General features: G+C 39.2%; 8 protein-coding genes. 5 read left to right on the forward strand and 3 right to left on the reverse strand.

Annotated features, from left to right (window positions below):
* Nucleotides 1-163: 163 nt before the first annotated feature.
* On the reverse strand, nt 164-385 hold the full coding sequence (yfhS, locus tag N7Z68_RS16005; RefSeq protein WP_275119472.1) for a mother cell protein YfhS: 222 nt from the start codon (nt 383-385) through the stop codon (nt 164-166).
* Nucleotides 386-555: 170 nt separating this feature from the next.
* Between yfhS and N7Z68_RS16010 the strand changes: the two genes are divergently transcribed.
* The 5 genes from N7Z68_RS16010 (at nt 556) to N7Z68_RS16030 (ending at nt 11970) form a co-directional block, all read left to right on the forward strand.
* Nucleotides 556-750 carry a gamma-type small acid-soluble spore protein gene (locus N7Z68_RS16010; RefSeq protein ID WP_216830517.1) on the forward strand — a complete coding sequence of 65 codons (195 nt, stop codon included), beginning with the start codon at nt 556-558 and terminating at the stop codon, nt 748-750.
* Nucleotides 751-1385: 635 nt separating this feature from the next.
* Complete coding sequence (locus N7Z68_RS16015) at nt 1386-1844, forward strand: DUF3939 domain-containing protein (protein ID WP_275119473.1); 459 nt, start codon at nt 1386-1388, stop codon at nt 1842-1844.
* 18 nt (nt 1845-1862) lie between these two features.
* Complete coding sequence (ntdP, locus tag N7Z68_RS16020) at nt 1863-2393, forward strand: nucleoside tri-diphosphate phosphatase (protein WP_275119474.1); 531 nt, start codon at nt 1863-1865, stop codon at nt 2391-2393.
* Nucleotides 2394-3080: 687 nt separating this feature from the next.
* Nucleotides 3081-4826: an ABC transporter ATP-binding protein gene (locus N7Z68_RS16025; RefSeq protein ID WP_275119495.1), complete on the forward strand. Its 1746-nt coding sequence runs from the start codon at nt 3081-3083 to the stop codon at nt 4824-4826.
* A gap of 499 nt (nt 4827-5325) precedes the next feature.
* A complete protein-coding gene (locus N7Z68_RS16030; protein WP_275119476.1) occupies nt 5326-11970 on the forward strand; it encodes a pullulanase in 6645 nt (2214 codons plus the stop codon).
* Nucleotides 11971-12076: 106 nt separating this feature from the next.
* Here the strand turns inward: N7Z68_RS16030 and N7Z68_RS16035 are convergent, their stop codons facing one another.
* Together N7Z68_RS16035 and N7Z68_RS16040 are read right to left on the reverse strand one after the other, a co-directional pair.
* Nucleotides 12077-13159 (reverse strand): FUSC family protein, encoded by a 1083-nt coding sequence (locus N7Z68_RS16035; protein WP_275119477.1) that lies wholly within the window; start codon nt 13157-13159, stop codon nt 12077-12079.
* Nucleotides 13160-13575: 416 nt separating this feature from the next.
* Entirely contained in the window at nt 13576-18063 is a 4488-nt protein-coding gene (locus tag N7Z68_RS16040) for a glutamate synthase-related protein (RefSeq protein WP_275119478.1), read from the reverse strand.
* Between the last annotated feature and the right edge of the window lie 452 nt (nt 18064-18515).

Consider the following 18515-nt stretch of genomic DNA (forward strand, 5'->3'; position numbering starts at 1 on the left):
ATTCTAACGGAAATTAAAAGCTTTGCCTATTTATACGGCTGAATTGAATCAAATTTTTTAAATGCATTTGAGAGGTGAGCCAAGGGAGGATCATTAAGAAAGAGGACACAGTTTTTGCAGCTGTGTCCTCTTTCATTACGGGAGCAGATGAATTAATTCACAATTAGTCATAATGAATTTGACTGCCATGCTCATAATCAGCTTCTTGTTTAAAACCGCCTCTATGTTCGATTTCTTTTATGATTTCACGATGAATCGTAACTCCTTCAGAATTTAAATATGGAGTCATTTGCTGTAAGCTTTTATGAAAATAAGCCAATTCCTTATCAGACCAATCTGTCTTAGACATCATTGAAAGTTCAGTCATGTCACGTCCTACGTACATACAGAGTGTCCCCCTTATTTAATGATACTTATAGTGTTTGTGTGAAGCACTCGTCTTATGCTTGACAACGGTTTGAATGGTTGGTGGAGATAATTCATTTTTTTGTAAAAAATTTTTTTGGATAAAGTGTTAAAGTTCAGGACAATCTAACTTCTGTGGAGGTGATACTCATGAATAACAACCAACAAAACCAAGCTTCTAAAACAAACGCTCAACAGGTGAGACAGCAAAACGCTGCTTCAGCTCAAGGGCAAAGCTACAACACTGAATTTGCTAGTGAAACTGATGCACAAGAAGTACGTCAGCAAAACCAGCAATCAGCTGCACGTAAGCAACAAGCTTCTTCAAACCAACAAGGTCAATAATTTTTATTGACGCCAGGCACTTTCTGAGAGACGTTCAGAAAGTGCCTTTTTTATTTTTGTGTGGGTGGGAATGTTTTTACGGCGTAGACCATTTACTGGATGAATGCCGATGATGAGATCCATGAATGAGTTTAATTAAAGTAAATACCATTAAATGTATTAATTATTAGCTAAGCAGATACTTAGGTTAAATAATTTAAAATAAATGTAATAATGAACATCTAAAAAGATATTTAGATTAAACGATTTACAATAAATGTAACATTTTCATACTAAAAAGGGATTTAGATCAATTATTTTCCACATCCTAGTAAATTATGAGGTCTAAATGCGTACTTAGGTTGTTTTTTTACCATTATAAGTAAAATTCTTGTCCTAAACCTCGCTTGAAGCTTGCTTTTACATCATAAGGTCGATCTGCACCGCTTCAAACCGAATCACAACTAGTCCAATCCTAATCCGTTTAATCAAGCTAATTCGTCTAAATGTTATTTCTTCAAAGTAAACCGTTAAGAAAAAAATGGTTATTCATTTTAAAATAAATTTGAAAAATGTATAATAATAGAGATAAAACTTTTTGTGGCGTAAAAACAGTGAATCGTATTGATAGTTTTCTTAGGGGAAGGAGAAACGTTATGTTCTGGAAAAGGAAACGTAAAAAGGAGGAAGAAGAAGAAAGAAATCAACAAGAAATTGATGTTTCAATTGATGAAGTAAGACAGGCAATCAAGCAATGTGCCAGTGATATGCCAATGGGGATTTCGTTACGGTCGCTAGTGAACGATGATCATTCCATTAACTTTAAATTACTAAAAAATATTCTAAAAGGTATACCTAAGCAAAAATTTTACATGTCAAAAGAGACGTTTGAAGTATTTGAAGACGCTGAAAAGGCAAAAACAATTGATAAAGTACAAGTTGCTGTCGATCAATATATAAGCGAAAAAAATGAGATCCCGGTTATTCCTGGTGAGCCAACATTTCGAATTAGTTACTTTCTAATTAAGGAATATTTACATCATGAGCAGCCAGATTACCCATTATATATCGATCCGAACGACCGTTTAGTTACACACCGGCGTCCAAATCAGTAAGCGAGAAAGGAGTAATCCATGGATTTCCCCAAGACTGGAAGTGTTATTCAAATCCAGAGTTACAAACATAATGGCTTCATTCATCGCGTCTGGGAAGAAACTGTGGTACTAAAGGGGACGTCAAAAGTAGTAATTGGTGGTAATGACCGTATTTTAGTAAAGGAAGCAGATGGTCGCCAGTGGCGGACACGTGAGCCGGCTATATGTTATTTTGATGCAAATCATTGGTTTAATACAATTGGTATGATCAGATCCGACGGGATTTACTATTACTGCAATTTAGGCTCCCCTTTTACATGGGATGAAGAAGCGTTAAAGTATATTGATTATGATCTAGATATTAAAGTTTATCCTGATATGACGTATAAGCTTTTAGATGAAGATGAATACGAAGTTCATCGAAAACAAATGAAATACCCTGAGCAAATTGATCATATATTAGAGCGAAATGTAGAAGAGCTCATCTCTTGGATCCATCAACGAAAGGGACCATTTGCACCTCAATTCGTTGAAATGTGGTACGAGCGCTTTTTACAATATCGGCTATAGAGGCTGACTCATAAGTATCTGTTCTCCTCATATTGTGATATATAGGGTGTCCCATAAAAGGGTGATACTCTGTACATCTTAATAAGGTGCAACAGATACTTGTCATTGAGTCTGCCTTTTTTTATCATGGTTCCCATTTAACCGCTTTATCGAAATATTAGAGCGCATTATTGAGGTTAAAGAGCAAGAGAACAAAGAGCGGTTAGTTGGCACTAAGGCGCCCACTTCAAAGCGTTGAAGGGAAAAATGGCTTAGTAGAGGCGATTGCGCAGGAAGGTGGTGCCTAGAGCTAGAAATCTTCAAAGTTTTTTTGCTCTTTGCTTTTTCCTACAGGATTGAAATAGCGGACTCAGAGGCCGTTATTTCGATTAAAAGCGGTTAATTGATTAGTTTAAAGGACTGAGAAGCCCTTATTTACCATTTTCGGGTGGGTTCATCGTGTTTTTTTTGAAAATAAGGTCCTCTGAGTCCGCTAAACCCTTAAACAAAGGCGATTTTGTTAGAATAAGGTCCTCTGAGTCCGTTAAAAAATGAGCTAGTGTAAAACAGAAGTTTTGGGATTGTTGGGCTTTCGCCTAGCCATAGCAAGGCTACCATTAACAAGGGTAAATGTTAATGCTGGATTTAGCACGAAAACACCGACTTTAGCTTAAAGCACGTAATACATAATGATATGGGGGGATCGATCTGACCTCTATAAGAAGATATTTACAATTTGTAAAGCCGTATTGGAAGATTGTTGCAGTTGCTGTTTGTATCGGCATTTTTAAATTTGGGATTCCGCTTTTAACACCGCTAATTGTGAAGTATGTTATTGATGACATTGTCTTAGCGGAAACATTATTACAAGATGAAAAAATCACAAAACTACTTTGGCTAATGGGGATCATGTTCTTCGTTTTCGTAGTTGTGCGGCCGCCCATTGAGTACTATCGTCAATACTACGCGCAATGGATTGGAAGTAAAGTATTATATGATATCCGTAAAAAGCTGTTTTCACATATTCAAAAATTAAGTCTCCGTTACTATTCCAATCGAAAAGTTGGGGAAATTATCTCGAGAGTCATCCATGATGTTGAGCAAACGAAAAACTTCGTCATCACAGGCTTGATGAATATTTGGCTTGATTTATTTACTATATTAATAGCACTGGCGATCATGTTTACAATGAGCCCGTGGTTAACGTTAGTTGCTATATGTATGTTCCCGTTTTATGGATTTTCGATTAAATTCTTTTACTCTAGATTGCGTCATTTAACAAGGGTGAGATCTCAAGCACTGGCAGAAGTTCAAGGTCACCTTCATGAGAGAATTCAGGGTATGAATGTAATTAAAAGCTTTGCTTTAGAAAATTACGAAAAAGAGCAGTTTGCAAATCGAAATGGACATTTTCTCGAGAGAGCCCTTGATCATACCCGCTGGAATGCAAAGACATTTGCGGTGGTTAACACGATAACAGACGTTGCGCCACTTCTTGTCATACTTGTTTCGGGTTATTTTGTCATCACTGGACGGTTAGAAATTGGGGCGATGGTGGCTTTTGTGATGTATATGGAGCGCCTGTATAATCCTCTTAGAAGATTGGTTAATTCTTCGACTACTTTAACTCAATCGATTGCTTCAATGGACCGTGTCTTTGAATTTTTAGATGAGAAGTATGACATTGTAGACCTTGAAAATGCTAAGCCCCTAAATTATGTAAAGGGCGATATTTCATTTAAAAATGTAACCTTCCGTTACGATGAAGACAGTTTAACGGTTATAAAAGATTTTAATTTGGAAGTAAAAGCTGGAGAAACGATCGCCTTCGTTGGGATGAGTGGCGGGGGTAAAAGTACAATTATTAGTCTAATACCGAGATTTTATGATGTAACAGAGGGTTCCATTGAAATTGACGGTTATGATATTCGAAATTACGAAGTTCAAAGTATTCGAGATAAAATAGGCATGGTGTTGCAGGATAATATCCTTTTTAGTGACACAATTAAGATGAATATTTTGATGGGGAATCCAAGTGCTTCCGACGATGAAGTCGTCGCTGCAGCTATGGCTGCTAACGCCCATGATTTTATTATGAATTTACCTAATGGATACGATACAGAAGTGGGTGAACGAGGAGTTAAGCTGTCAGGCGGGCAAAAACAACGGATTGCCATTGCGAGAGTTTTTCTGAAAAATCCACCTATCTTAATATTCGATGAAGCCACATCAGCACTCGACCTAGAAAGTGAACACTACATTCAAGAAGCATTAGAAATACTAGCGAAAAACCGGACGACATTTATTGTGGCTCATCGACTGTCTACGATTACTCATGCGGACCGAATTGTCGTTGTAGAGGATGGAAGAATGGCTGAAATCGGTAAACATGATGAGCTGATGAAAAAAGACGGAAGCTACAAACGGCTGTTTGAAGTCCAGCAGTTGAACTAAAAAGAACATGATCATTAATTAATAGTAACTAGAGCTTGAAGTGAAAAATGAAAAAAAGATATTAAATTGAAGAAGCCGATTATGGCTTCTTTTTTTTAGAAGACAAATTGCTACTTGTTGCACGTATTGCGCAATCATTTGCACAATGGGTTGAATAAATCATTTTCTCATTAAGTAAGAACTTTGACTGTAGCGTTGTAATCTTATTGTCAGTTATAAAAGTGTAAGAAAATTATAAAAAATAGAAATAAAATACAAAATTAGAGGTCGTATAGACTATTCGAAATATTAATTCAGTCGATTTAATAGTGTTTAAGATCTATCAACTATTAATAAAAAAGTCTACTTTTTGGTCATTGTTTAAAAGGGGTTTTCATAGTAACTTTTTAATTAAGGAAAGCGCTTGCATTTGTGTTATGGAATTTTGAGTATTCCTTAACTTTTTTTATCTTTAATTTGTGCAAACGTTTTTACATAATGAGGAAGGGGAGTAGAAATAATGGTTAAAAGGAAAGATCAAAGAAGTATTTCTATCTTTTTAGTTTTCCTAATGGTATTCAGCCTTTTAACTGGAGCGTTTCCAGCGGTTGCTGCAGGGACAAATGACACAATAAAAAGCCCGGTAGTCGACAAAAAAGGGAATGTTACTTTTAATGCTGAACACGAGGGGGACAACCTTTATGTAGTTGGAAGTATTAATGAGTGGGACGTTGCAAACGCAATTCCTATGGAAAAACGAAATGGCGTTTTTTCTACAACGTTAAACTTAAGTCCTAATAAATACGAATATAAATATACATTGGCGCAAAATTGGAATGAGGGTGACTTCATTGATCCATTAAATCCTCACAGTGAAGGTGGAAATTCCATTCTTTACGTACCAGGGGTAAAGGTAGATCAAATTCCCAGTTCTGTAGAACAAGGCAGTGAAACAAGCTTAAAAGGAAGCTTCATCGATGGAGCGGGAGGAACTACTGAAGTAACTCCAAACTGGTCATTAGTCACATCGATTGAGGGTGTTGAATTAACAGGTAATGTTTTAACCGTTGCAAGTGATGCTGAAGCTGGAAAAACGTTTAGAATTCAGGCGGAGCATGATGGCTATGTGTCCGAAAGAGAAGTTACAATCGTTAGTGGTTTAAATGAATTTATCATCAACTACTATTGTCATGATGGCAAGGCTATGGATTGGAATATGTGGATTTTTGGAGCAGGACTAAATGGTGCTGCTTATGATTTCCAAGCTCTAGATGGTGAGTTTGCTAAAGGTTCCTATCATTTTGTCCAAGATGAGATTTCTGTCATCACTAGACTTGGCAACTGGGATAGCCAAGAAATGGACAGAACGATTAAGGTTCCTCAAGGTGAAAGCCAGGTGGAAGTATGGTTAGTTCAAGGAGATAAAGAAGTCTACTATGAGAAACCAAGCTTCACAGACGATCCTTATCAACCTCCGACGGTTCGTTTTGTTTATGAAAGAGAAAACAAAGATTATGCTGATTGGAATATTTGGGTTTGGAATACAGGTGCCAAAAATGGCCAAATTGACTTTGAAAAAGTAAGTGATGTCGCGACTGCGAATATCGAAGTTGGTAAAACAACGAAGAGCATGGGCTTTAAACTGCGTAAAGGCACAGACTGGAGTGTCGTTGATGTAGATGAAGACCGCTCAATCCACATTAGTCCGACTGAAAAGCTGACGAAAGTTTACGTACAAGAAGGTAAGCAGGAATTCTTTACGGTTCCTTTCGCGCAAGCGCCTTCTATTGAACAAGGAAATGTAACTTTCTTCTATCGTGATGCGGATCTGTATAAACAGGGTGCAATGAACACGATTGATTCTGTACAAGTGAAGCTTGATGGAAAAGTTCACGATATGACGTTTGAAGAAAAAAACGAACGGTTTATCTTCACGTATGAAAATCTCGAAGAAGGAACATATGAATATACGTATCTCGTAACAAAAGATGGTGTTGCGACAGAAATAACGGATCCTTATAACACCAATGCAGATGGAAAATCAATGATTGATCTTTCGTCGGTCACAATAGAGATAACGACAGAAGTATCACCAAGCTCGATTAACTATAATCAAAATGCAGTACTAGCTTTAGAGGTTAAAGATCAAGAGGGTAACGATGCTAACCTTGAAGCAATTAGAGAAATGTATGTAGACCTTTCCGCTTTAGGTGGGAAAGAACGTACAACAATTGACCCGGAATTGAAAGCGATTACGATTGCTGTAAGAGACAATGTATCTGCTGGTACGAAGGCCCTGCCAATTACGGTGGTCGATGTATACGGGAATACACATAATGGAGAAGCGGAAGTTCATATCAAGCCTCGTGAGTTCGCAAACGAAGGTGACTTTGATTGGGATGAAGCTCGTATTTACTTTATGCTGACAGACCGCTTTGCTGATGGTGATGAAACAAATAATGTTCATTACGGGTATGATCCAAGCAATCGAGGATCTTATCAAGGCGGGGATTTCAAAGGAATTACTCAAAACCTGGATTACCTTGATGAATTAGGAATCAATACCATTTGGATTACGCCGATTGTAGAAAATGTCTATCATAATGTTGCCTACAATGATGCAAATGCAGCGATCCCTTATTACGGGTATCACGGTTATTGGGCATTAGATTTTGAAAAATTAAATCCACATCTAGGTACATTAGAAGATTTCCATGAATTAATTGATGCTACTAGTGATCGTGGCATGAACATCATGGTTGACGTCGTATTAAATCATACAGGTTACGGATTAAAACTGGAAAATGAAAATGAAGAGAACCCGCCGAATGGTTTTCCTTCAGATGAAGATCGTCAAAAGTATGCAGACATGCTTCGTCAAGATGGCGGCGGCGGTGATGCAGTAACTGGTGAACTGGCAGGACTTCCTGATTTGATTACGGAGGACCCAGCTGTTCGTGAGCAAATCGTCGATTGGCAAGTCGGTTGGTTACAAAAAGCTACGACACCTAACGGAAATACAATTGATTATTTCCGTGTCGATACCGTCAAGCATGTTGAAGATACGACTTGGATGCACTTTAAAAACGAATTAACACTTGCTAAGCCTGAATTTAAGATGATTGGTGAAGCATGGGGTGCAGGGGCGAATAATCAATATACCGAACAATATTTAAATTCAGGAATGATGGATTCTCTATTAGACTTTGATTTTAAATATATTGCACGTGACTTAGTAAATGGGCAAATCGAGTCGGTGAATCGAAGAATTAAAGACAGAAATGACAGCATTAACAACAGTGCAACATTAGGTCAATTTTTAGGAAGTCATGATGAAGATGGTTTCTTACATCTGATTAATGACCAGGATACGAGTAAATTGAAAGTAGCGGCAGCGCTGCAAATTACGTCTAAAGGTCAACCGGTCATTTACTACGGTGAAGAACTAGGGTTATCTGGCAAGGATAACTGGCCGCATTATGATAATCGTTACAACTTCCCGTGGGATCAAGTAGAAGGAAACGATGTTCATGAACATTATCAAAAACTACTTAATATTCGTGGAGATTATTCACAAGTATTCTCAAAAGGTAGTCATGAACTAGTTAAAGGTAATAATGCTTCAGGTCATATGATTTTCAAGCGAAGTTATGAAGGTCAATCTGTACTTGTAGGGATTAACACGAAAAAAGAGGCTGCAGAGGTAACATTTACTGTGCCATTCAAAGTAGGAGAGACTGTAGAGGATCTATACAATAACACGACAACTACAGTAGCAGCGGATAAGACTGTAACATTAACGCTTCCAGGTAGAGAAGAAGGAGGAACATTCATTCTCGCTTCTAGTGAAAAAGATGATGAAAGTGAGATTACGGTTCCGCCGATTGAAAAAGATACCTTGCGTATCCATTACCAAAGAGACGATAATAGCTTCAAAAATCTAGGGTTATGGTTATGGCATGATGTGGCATCACCTTCTGAAAACTGGCCAGCTGGAGGAACTCCTTTTGTAGAAGGGCAACGTACAGATTACGGAGCGTACATTGATATTCCTATTAAGAAAGATGCAAAAAAGGTAGGTTTCCTCGTATTAAATATGACGAATGGAGACAAAGATGGAGATGATAAGCTAGTTGATCTGTTTTCTCCTCAATTAAATGAAGTATGGATTAAACAAGGTTCAGATCAAGTATTTATCGTCGAGCCCATTGAGCTTCCAGAAAACACACTACGTATAAACTATGAAAGAACCGATAAAAACTACGACGGCTGGGGTACGTGGTTATGGGGAGATGTAGCTTCTCCTTCAAGTACTTGGCCAAGTGATGCAGTAGATGTAGCAGGTGTAGGTAAGTACGGTGCTTACTATGATGTGAAATTAGCAGATGCAGCAAAAGAAATTGGTTTCCTTTTTGTTAATAAAGCAAGTGGTGCACAAACAGGTGATTACAAGTTCTCACAACTAGAATACAATCAAATTTTTATTAAAGACGGCGACGAACAAGTGTATACTAACCCATTCGGCTCGATTCCGGTCGCATTACTCTCAGGTGAAGTCCTATCTGACTCAAAAATCCAACTTCGTTTTACAAAAACAGAAGGGTTAGTAGAACAGGATTTGAAAGATCAGATCGAAATTGTTGATCGAAATAATAGTGGTATTACTGTTGACAGTGTCACGATTAAAAACGATAACCTAGTTGAGCTTAATGGAACATTGGACTTAGAAACTATGCCATTTACTATTACGTACGGTGAGCAAACGATCACGGTAACGGGTGGATGGAGAATGATCGATGAGATGTTTAGCTATGACGGTGAGTTAGGAGCAACGTTACATGAAGATGGAACAGCGACGTTAAAGCTTTGGTCACCGAAAGCAGATAATGTTTCCATTGTTCTTTATGATAAAAAAGATCAATTTAAAGTAGTAAAAGAAGAAATTTCGATGACTTTAGGTGAACGCGGGGTATGGCAAGTAACACTTAATAAAGAAAATACGGGATTAAATAGTTTAAGAGGTTACTATTATCACTATGCAATAACCCATGGGGATGAAACAAGATTAGCGCTTGATCCATATGCGAAATCAATGGCGACTTGGGCGAATGAAGAACGTGGTGGAAAATACCCGATTGGGAAAGCAGCAATTGTGGATCCATCGGTCATCGGTCCGAAGTTAGATTTTGCTCAGATTGAAGGGTTTGAAAAGCGCGAAGATGCAATTATTTACGAAGTTCACGTAAGAGATTTTACATCTGATCCGAGTATTGAAGAGCAATTAAATGCGCCGTTTGGTACGTTTACAGCGTTAATTGACAAACTGGATTATATCGAGGCTTTAGGTGTTACTCATATTCAACTTCTGCCAGTAATGAGCTACTTCTGGGGTGATGAGTGGGCACGAACCATTCGAGAAATGGAGTACTCATCTTCAGGAAACAACTATAACTGGGGCTATGACCCACATAGTTATTTCTCCCTGACAGGGATGTACTCAGAAAATCCTGATAATCCGGAAAAACGAATTGAAGAGTTCAAAATGTTAATTGATGAAATTCATAACCGTGGTATGGGAGTGGTGCTTGATGTGGTTTACAACCACACAGCGCGCGTTGATATTTTCGAAGATTTAGTTCCTAACTATTATCACTTTATGGATGCGGACGGTACATCGAGAACAAGTTTTGGCGGTGGACGTTTAGGGACAACACATGAAATGGCACGAAGAATTTTAGTGGACTCGATTTTATATTGGGTCGATGAGTTTAAAGTAGACGGGTTCCGCTTTGATATGATGGGCGATCATGATGCAGAAAGTATTCAAATCGCTTATGATCGAGCAAAAGAACTGAATCCGAACATTATTATGATTGGTGAAGGATGGAGAACGTTTGTTGGTGATGAGGGAGACCCTGTAATGGCAGCGGATCAAGACTGGATGCAACATACAGAAAGTGTCGGAGTATTCTCTGATGATTTCCGAAATGAATTAAAGTCTGGTTTTGGCAGTGAAGGTCAGCCACGCTTCTTAACAGGAGGCCCAAGAAACATTCAGCAAATCTTTGATAACGTTGCAGCAAACCCGCATAATTTCGTTGCAACCCATCCTGGAGATGTCGTTCCTTATATTGAAGCACATGATAACTTAACGTTACATGATGTAATTGCGCAATCGATTAAAAAAGACCCTGAGTTCCATCAAGAAGAAATTCATCAAAGAATTCGTTTAGGGAACTTAATGGTATTAACTGCTCAAGGAACAGCCTTTATCCATGCTGGACAAGAGTTTGGACGTACGAAACAGTTTAGAGCTGAAACGTCAGAAGCGCCGTACAAATCAACTTATATGACAGATGAAAATGGTAAGCCATTTGTTTACCCGTACTTCATCCATGATTCGTATGATTCTTCAGACCGAATTAATATGATTGATTGGGAAATGGCAACAAATGCAGAAGAGTACCCAATTAATAATTTAACTCGTGAGTATACAACTGGTTTAATCGAACTGCGTCGTTCGAGCGATGCCTTTAGATTAGGTACGATGGACGAAGTAAATGCGAATGTCTCGTTAATTAATGCTCCAGAGATGAATGAGAGAGATTTAATTATCGGCTATCAAACCGTTTCTTCTAATGGAGCTGAGACGTACTATGTGTTCGTAAATGCTGATAGTAAGGAACGTACACTTACATTAGCAGATATTGATCTTACAGAAGGCAGTGTCATTGTTGACGGTAATGAAGCAGGTACTACAGAAGTCACTGAGCCTAAAGGTTTTGAACTATCTGCCGACCATATTACACTCGACGCTTTAACAGCTGTTGTTGTTAAGATCAGTGATGAAGAGGTTGAAGAACCAACTCATCCTGGCAAAGGTAAAGGTAAGGAAAAAGGCAAAGGTGAAGACCGAGGAAAAGGTAAGGAAAAAGGAAAAGAAAAAGGAAATAGTCAAGGAAATGACAAAGGGAAGGACAACAAGAAGCAAGGAAAAGGAAATCCAGGTCATTCCCCTAAAAAGTCAGATGAAGGTGCTGCTCACCCGAGAGTGAATAGTGGTAAGGACACGTTTCCTCCAGCAAACGGTAAAGGTGCGGCAAACGAACTGTTACCAGCATTCTTCAATTCATCTCCTTGGCAAATGAATTTTAATTACCAGTAATCATTTAAGTGAGTTCTTAACTCCTAGTGATTGGCAGGAAATGATAAAGTGAAAAAAACAGCAGGCACGCTTGTGTCTGCTGTTTTTCCTTATATACTGAGCTCAATTATTCTTCTTCTTTTTGAACGAGTACTTTATTATCTTTTTTATGATACGTAAAGAAACTGTCGACGAGATGATCTAAATGCTCGAGTTTTTCTTCGTATTCCATGATATGAGAAATGATAGGGAGAAGGTGAAGCCATTCTTCTTTACTGATTTCAGCTTGCTCATATAACTCTAAGTAGCTTTCCATTAAGTTAGTTTTACCTTCATCGATTTCCTCTAATACTTCTGGACTTGGTTGAGAGTTTACTTTTCCGGCATATCTGAGCAGTATTCGATTATGATAATCGGTTAACAGTCTTAACTGATCTCTAATGAGTTCCTGAAGATTTTCAGGCATATGAAACAGTTCATTCTCACGGCGTTCCATATTTTTTAAAATGGTTGAGATCTTTTGACTGCTTAAAATCATTTGTTTAAATAAAACGACTTTACGAGCCTTGCTGTATTTGTTTTTTATAAAGTAATTTCGTTCTTCTTTATATAAGAGAAACAGGTTTTCGAGCTTTACCATTTTCTCGTGAAGCATTGAAAGGTCTTTACGCATCGCTTTATGATCGGCATCCCGTGATAAAAGCAAAATCGTCCATTGAATAGTTTGTTCGGTATATTCGACGACTTGATGGTACAGTTTGGTTTCGTAACGCGGTGGGATAAACACCATGTTAACGATAAAGGCAGAAAATACACCGATTAGTATGAGTAAAAAACGAAATGAAGCAAACTCAATAAAGTTATCGACTGGGCTTTCCATAATAATAATGATGGTTACGATCGCTAATGGAATTGTAGAAGCCTCTAGCTTTAATTTTATAATAATAGCAATAGCGATGACGGTTACCAATCCAACGACAAATGGTTCAGGGCCGAATGTAAGAACAAAGATGACAGCGAGAACGGCGCCGATAATATTTGCTTGTATTTGTTCGAGTATCGTTTGAAACGATCGATGGATAGACGGTTGAACCGCAAATGTTGCGGCTAGGGCAGCGTAGGAAGGGTTTTCGAGACCAATCCAGATCGCAATATATAACGATAAGATGATAGCCAAGCCGGTTTTAAAAATTCTTGCACCTAATTTCATAGTCGTATGATCCTTTCATGCCTACAAGCATAATAAAACTAAGACAATGAGGTAATATACACCTTAACAAAAAAATAATCAAGTAGAAAAATCAAACTTCTATCATGTTAACACAATTTTAGTTAATACTTCTTATTATGCGGACTGAGAGGCCTCTATATGAAGTGAAAACTCCATTTTTTTGATTTAGCGGACTCAAAGGACGCTATTTGCTTAAAATCAGTGTCAACCGGCACATAAATTAGCTAATAGGGGCCTCTCAGTCCGTTAAGCACCCCCAAAGTATGCTTTATGTAGAAATAAGGGCCTGTGAGTCCGTTTGTTTCTTATGTAATAACGTTTTGGATGAGGGTGCTAGATACACGAGCTTTGAAAAAGAAAAAATCGCCCTCAAACGAAAGAGGGCGATTGAACTTTTACTCAGTTGAAACTGATGGATCTGCTTGTTGTTTAACTGGAATGACTTGCATGAAATTGGTTTCTAGGTCTTTGAGAAGTTCAGCGATGAAAGCAGCTTCTTCTGTTTGACCATACTCTGTTAAACGATCTTGATAGAGACCTAGTAGTTCATTTAAGTCTTCTTTTCCAGTTTCAGATAGTGGTTGAAGCTCAACTTTAGCACCTTTTGCGATACGTGCTTGTAACGCTTCTTTCGTTAAGCCGAGTTCAGGCTGATGACGAAGGTAAACCACCCCGCCTGTCATACCTGCACAAATCCATGGACCTGGATCACCTAGGACAACCCCGCGTCCGTTCGTCATATACTCAAACGCAAAGCCTTTAAGGTTAGCATTAACTCCAAGATTAGCGTAGTGATTTTCTTTTAATGGTTTTGTCAGGCGTCCACCGAAAATCATGTCAGCTCCTGATAGACGAATACCGGCACGAGCATCGGCATTTCCTTGGAACATGAATACACCTTGTTGTGCACCATAACCTGCTCCTTTACCGACAGAACCATTATAGAATTTTCCATCTTTTCCTTTGGCTTTAAAGATCATCATTTGACCGCCGAAAGATGTTTTACCAATTCCGTCTTGAGCACCGCCATCAACGTGAATAGCAATTCCTTCACTGTTATAAGCACCAAGACCATTTCCAGGAATTGAGCCGTCTTTGAAACTCAACTTAACTTCTGGAAGGTTGCGATATGAGCCATCTAAGTGACCTCTTACACGGTGACAAGAGACGCGGCTTCCGAGAATTCTTTGCTCAGCAGTAACCCCTGAGAACTCTCGAGATTTATTTAAATCTTCTACATTGTAGTCGAGGTATTCTGCACCGGCAGCAACAGCAAGTTGATTTTCTTCAGAAGAAGCAGCAACTTCAAGTTGCGGTAACATTGGAACATCTTGCGCAGCAACGACTTGTAACATGTTGTTTAAGTCCATTAAGTTTGTACCGCGTGTTTGCTCCAGCAAGTCAGAACGTCCGACTAAGTCTTGCGTACTTTCAAAACCGAGTGCACCTGTTAATGCTTGCAGTTCTTTACCAAACGCTGTAAATAAGTTCATTAACCCTTGAACAGCGCTGTCAAACTGACGAGGAACGAAACGGCGCAGGCCATGTTCTTTCGCTTGAGCTTCAGACTCGATTTGTGTTGCGATACCGACGTGACAGGTGTCTAAGTGACAGCCGCGACATGTTGTACAACCGACAGCAATCATGGCTAGTGTACCGAACCCAACACGGTTAGCACCAAGCAGCATAATTTTCACAACGTCAAGTGCACTGCGCATTCCGCCGTCTGCCCATAGCTCCACTTTATGACGGAGACCAGACTCTACTAAAGCGTTATGTGCTGCCTTGATACCAATTTCAACTGGCAGACCAACGTGTTGAAGGGCATGAACACGGGCTGCACCTGTACCGCCGTCAAAACCACTGAGGGTGATGTAGTCAGCACCAGCTTTTGCAATACCTACCGCGATGGTCCCGATGTTAGGAACGACAGGAACTTTAACACACACTTTCGCTTGGTCATTGGCTGTTTTAATTTCAGTAACCATTTGCGCTAAGTCTTCAATCGAATAGATATCATGGTTATTTGACGGTGAAATTAAATCGGAACCTAGAGTAGCATTACGAGCAGCAGCAACTTTCGCTGTTACTTTTGAACCTGGTAAATGTCCGCCTTCACCAGGCTTAGCTCCTTGACCAATTTTTATTTCAATTAGATTAGTAGAGTTAATGAGCTCAGCATTGACTCCGAAACGTCCAGAAGCCACTTGTTGTCCGCGTGTGTTCGGATATTTACCAAGCATATCTTTAATTTCTCCACCTTCACCGTTAAAGCTGATCATGTTCAGACGGTCCGCCGCTTCAGCATACGCTCTAAAAGCAATTTCGTTTTGTGAACCGAAAGACATTGAGCTGATAATGAATGGAAGGCTGTGTTTGTTAACTCCTACATTAACTTTTTCAGCTTCAACCTTTTGTTCAGCTTCTTTAATATCAGCTAGGTGACGAATAGAAATTGGATTGCTTTCTTCTTGGTCTTTTAATTTTTGACTGTATTGACTGTATTCTCCCTTGCCTGATGCAATATCACCAATTGCTTTCCAGATACGAGGGAAGAAGTGGAATGATTTACCCGCTCGTGCTTTATCACTTGTAAAATCTTCGACGCGATCTAATGCGTCTTTTTTCATTTCTTCAAAGTTATAGCTTAATTCATCTGAACCAAGGAAGTTGACGATGTTAAGAACATCAGATACTTCATTATTCAAACCAATTGCAGAGAATAGGCGTCCATACCCGCGCAACTCGTGAATACCAATGGTAGAGATTACTTTTTCTAACCCTTTATTTAACGCCTCTGTTACTTTCAAGACAGGCTCATTAGAATCACCACAAACCGTAGCAATGAGTAAATATGGATTAATCACGTCTGCACCTAAACCGAAAAGAACAGCAATATCATGTAAACTACGGATAGAAGCGGAACGCACGACCAAAGTACAGTGACGACGAATTTGCTTTTCTGTTAAACCTTGATCGATTGCAGAAGTCACAAGGTGAGGATCGAGCCACAGGTTTCCGTCGACATGTGATTTTGCATCGTCTATAACAATCAGCTCTTTGCCGTTTTGAACAGCTTCTGCTGCTTCTTGGACGAGGCGCTCTAAAGCTTCAGCAACACTTTCTGCTTCAGTGAATGTCGCTGATAATACGTGACAGCTTCCAAGGTTTGTATAGTAATTGACAATTTGTTCATAGGACGGGTGAGCTGTTTGTTCTGTTAAATAAACGCCAGCTTCACCTTCAACGATAATTGGTGAAGTAAGCTCTAAATTGGTATGACCTTCTTCATGATCAAATAGAGATGGGCGTTTACCTAAAATAACACGCGTAGAAAAGTGCTCCATTTCACGGTCACGGTCTATCGCTGGATTTGTAACAACAGCAACACTTTCTTTAATAAAATCAGCAATGTTTTTGCGCCCTTCATGCAGTGCTGCTAACGGTGCATCATGACCTAATGAACGAATTGGTTCAACACCTTTTTCTGCCATTTGCTCGACCATTTGAATGTGTTCACGATCCCATCCAAAGGCAGCGTAGTGATTATTGGTTACTTTTAACGGTAAGCTTGATACTTTATTGTTGGTTTCGAGAGCTGGAGGGTTTAGTCTATTGTGACTTCCTGCTGTATTTAACCGCTTATTTAGACGTTGGTACACTTCTTCTTGGTACTCGTCTTGGAAGTAAACGGATAATGTATCATCTTCGTTCCATTTCAGTCCGACTTTTTCACCTGGGGCAAAAGGTTTTGGCTCGGATACGAATTCAGAAGAAGAGATAATTCCTTGTTCTGAAGCAAAATAATACGATGTTTCACTCTCGATCATCCAAACGGGACGAAGACCAAGGGCATCGACACTGAATGCAGCTTCATCACCAAAGCGCGAAATAATCCCTGCTGGACCTTGAGCAAAGTGCCCCCAAGCTTCTCTAATATAAGCATATAAATCTTGCAGATGTTCAGGTAATGCTTTAATTTCATTGACGATCGGCGGAAATAAAATATCTAATACTTCAAACAAGCTGTAACCGTGTCTGTAAATCATCGTTTCAATGACGCGGTTTAAGTCTTGCGAATCAGAAGCACCATCTACAAGAGGAACATCGATCATTCGCGCTTCATCTCTCAGCTTGGCAATCGTATTAATTTCACCATTATGTCCAATAATGCTGAATGGCTGTACACGGAAAAATGTAGATAATGTATTTGTTGAGTAGCGATTATGTCCAAGCGTCATAGCAGAAGCGACGAGTGGATCAGCTAGGTCATCATAATAACGAGGCAGGACATCTCCTGCGCCCATTACCTTGTAAATAGCATAATAGTTACTTAAAGAAGCGACGTGAATACTAGTATCCTCTTCAATCTCAAGCATTAAGTTATAGATTGCTAGGTTTAACTTAGACGCGTCAAAATCAGGGAGTAAGGCAACCTGGAAGAATACCGGTTCTTCTTTACGACCTAATGGGCCTAACGCATCGCTGTTTGTCACTTGATCCGTTTCAAAAACGAGATTAAATTCATGTTTTCCAACTAAGTTACGAATTCGCTCTTTTGCTGATTCCGTATCTACTTTTTTATCAATGAAAAGATGTCCAACAACAAAATCAGGTCGCTCAACGAGACTGCTGTCCGCATTAGCAGCTGACAACTTTTGTTCCCATAACTTCTTAGGGATATCGATATGAATTCCGACTCCATCGCCTTCATCATTAATAAAACCAGCACGGTGGTTCATCTTAACTAACGCATCAATACAGTCATCGATGTTCTTTTTCGTCGGCTTTTTTGCTTTTTCCATGACAGATACAATCCCGCAGCTGTCATGTTCAATTGTGTTAAAATTTTTAAATGTACTCGGACTCCATGTTTTCTCCATATAACTGGTCAGAATATCTGACCTTCACCTCCTAAGGTTGAAAGTGCATGTTCGAAAAGTTTGCAAGCAGTGTGTAATCATGTAATAAAACCTTACAAAAATAACTAAAAGAGGTTGTTCAAAAGTCCGGGAAAAATCTCTTTCGATCGAGGACCTTCGACTAAGAGCCCCACGTCCTGTGGGAACGTCGAAGTCACCACATCCTGTGGTAGCTCGTCAGCTTGCTCTTCCGCTCTTCACGTATTAAACTCATACGCTCCAGTCCTTGGAAAAGAAGATCACTTTTCCGGCGTGCGAGGTCTATGCTTACGGAGCAACCAGCTTTATGCTCAGAGACTGCGCTTCCTCGAACTTCTCGGATCTTTTTGTCCCTTTTTGAACACACACTCAAAAAAATGCAAATGTGCTCAAGAATCAGTTCCACGTTCGTTCTTCTGTTTGTGAACTTTTCG

Source organism: Alkalihalobacterium chitinilyticum, from assembly GCF_029028005.1.
GTDB lineage: Bacteria > Bacillota > Bacilli > Bacillales > Bacillaceae_F > Alkalihalobacterium > Alkalihalobacterium chitinilyticum.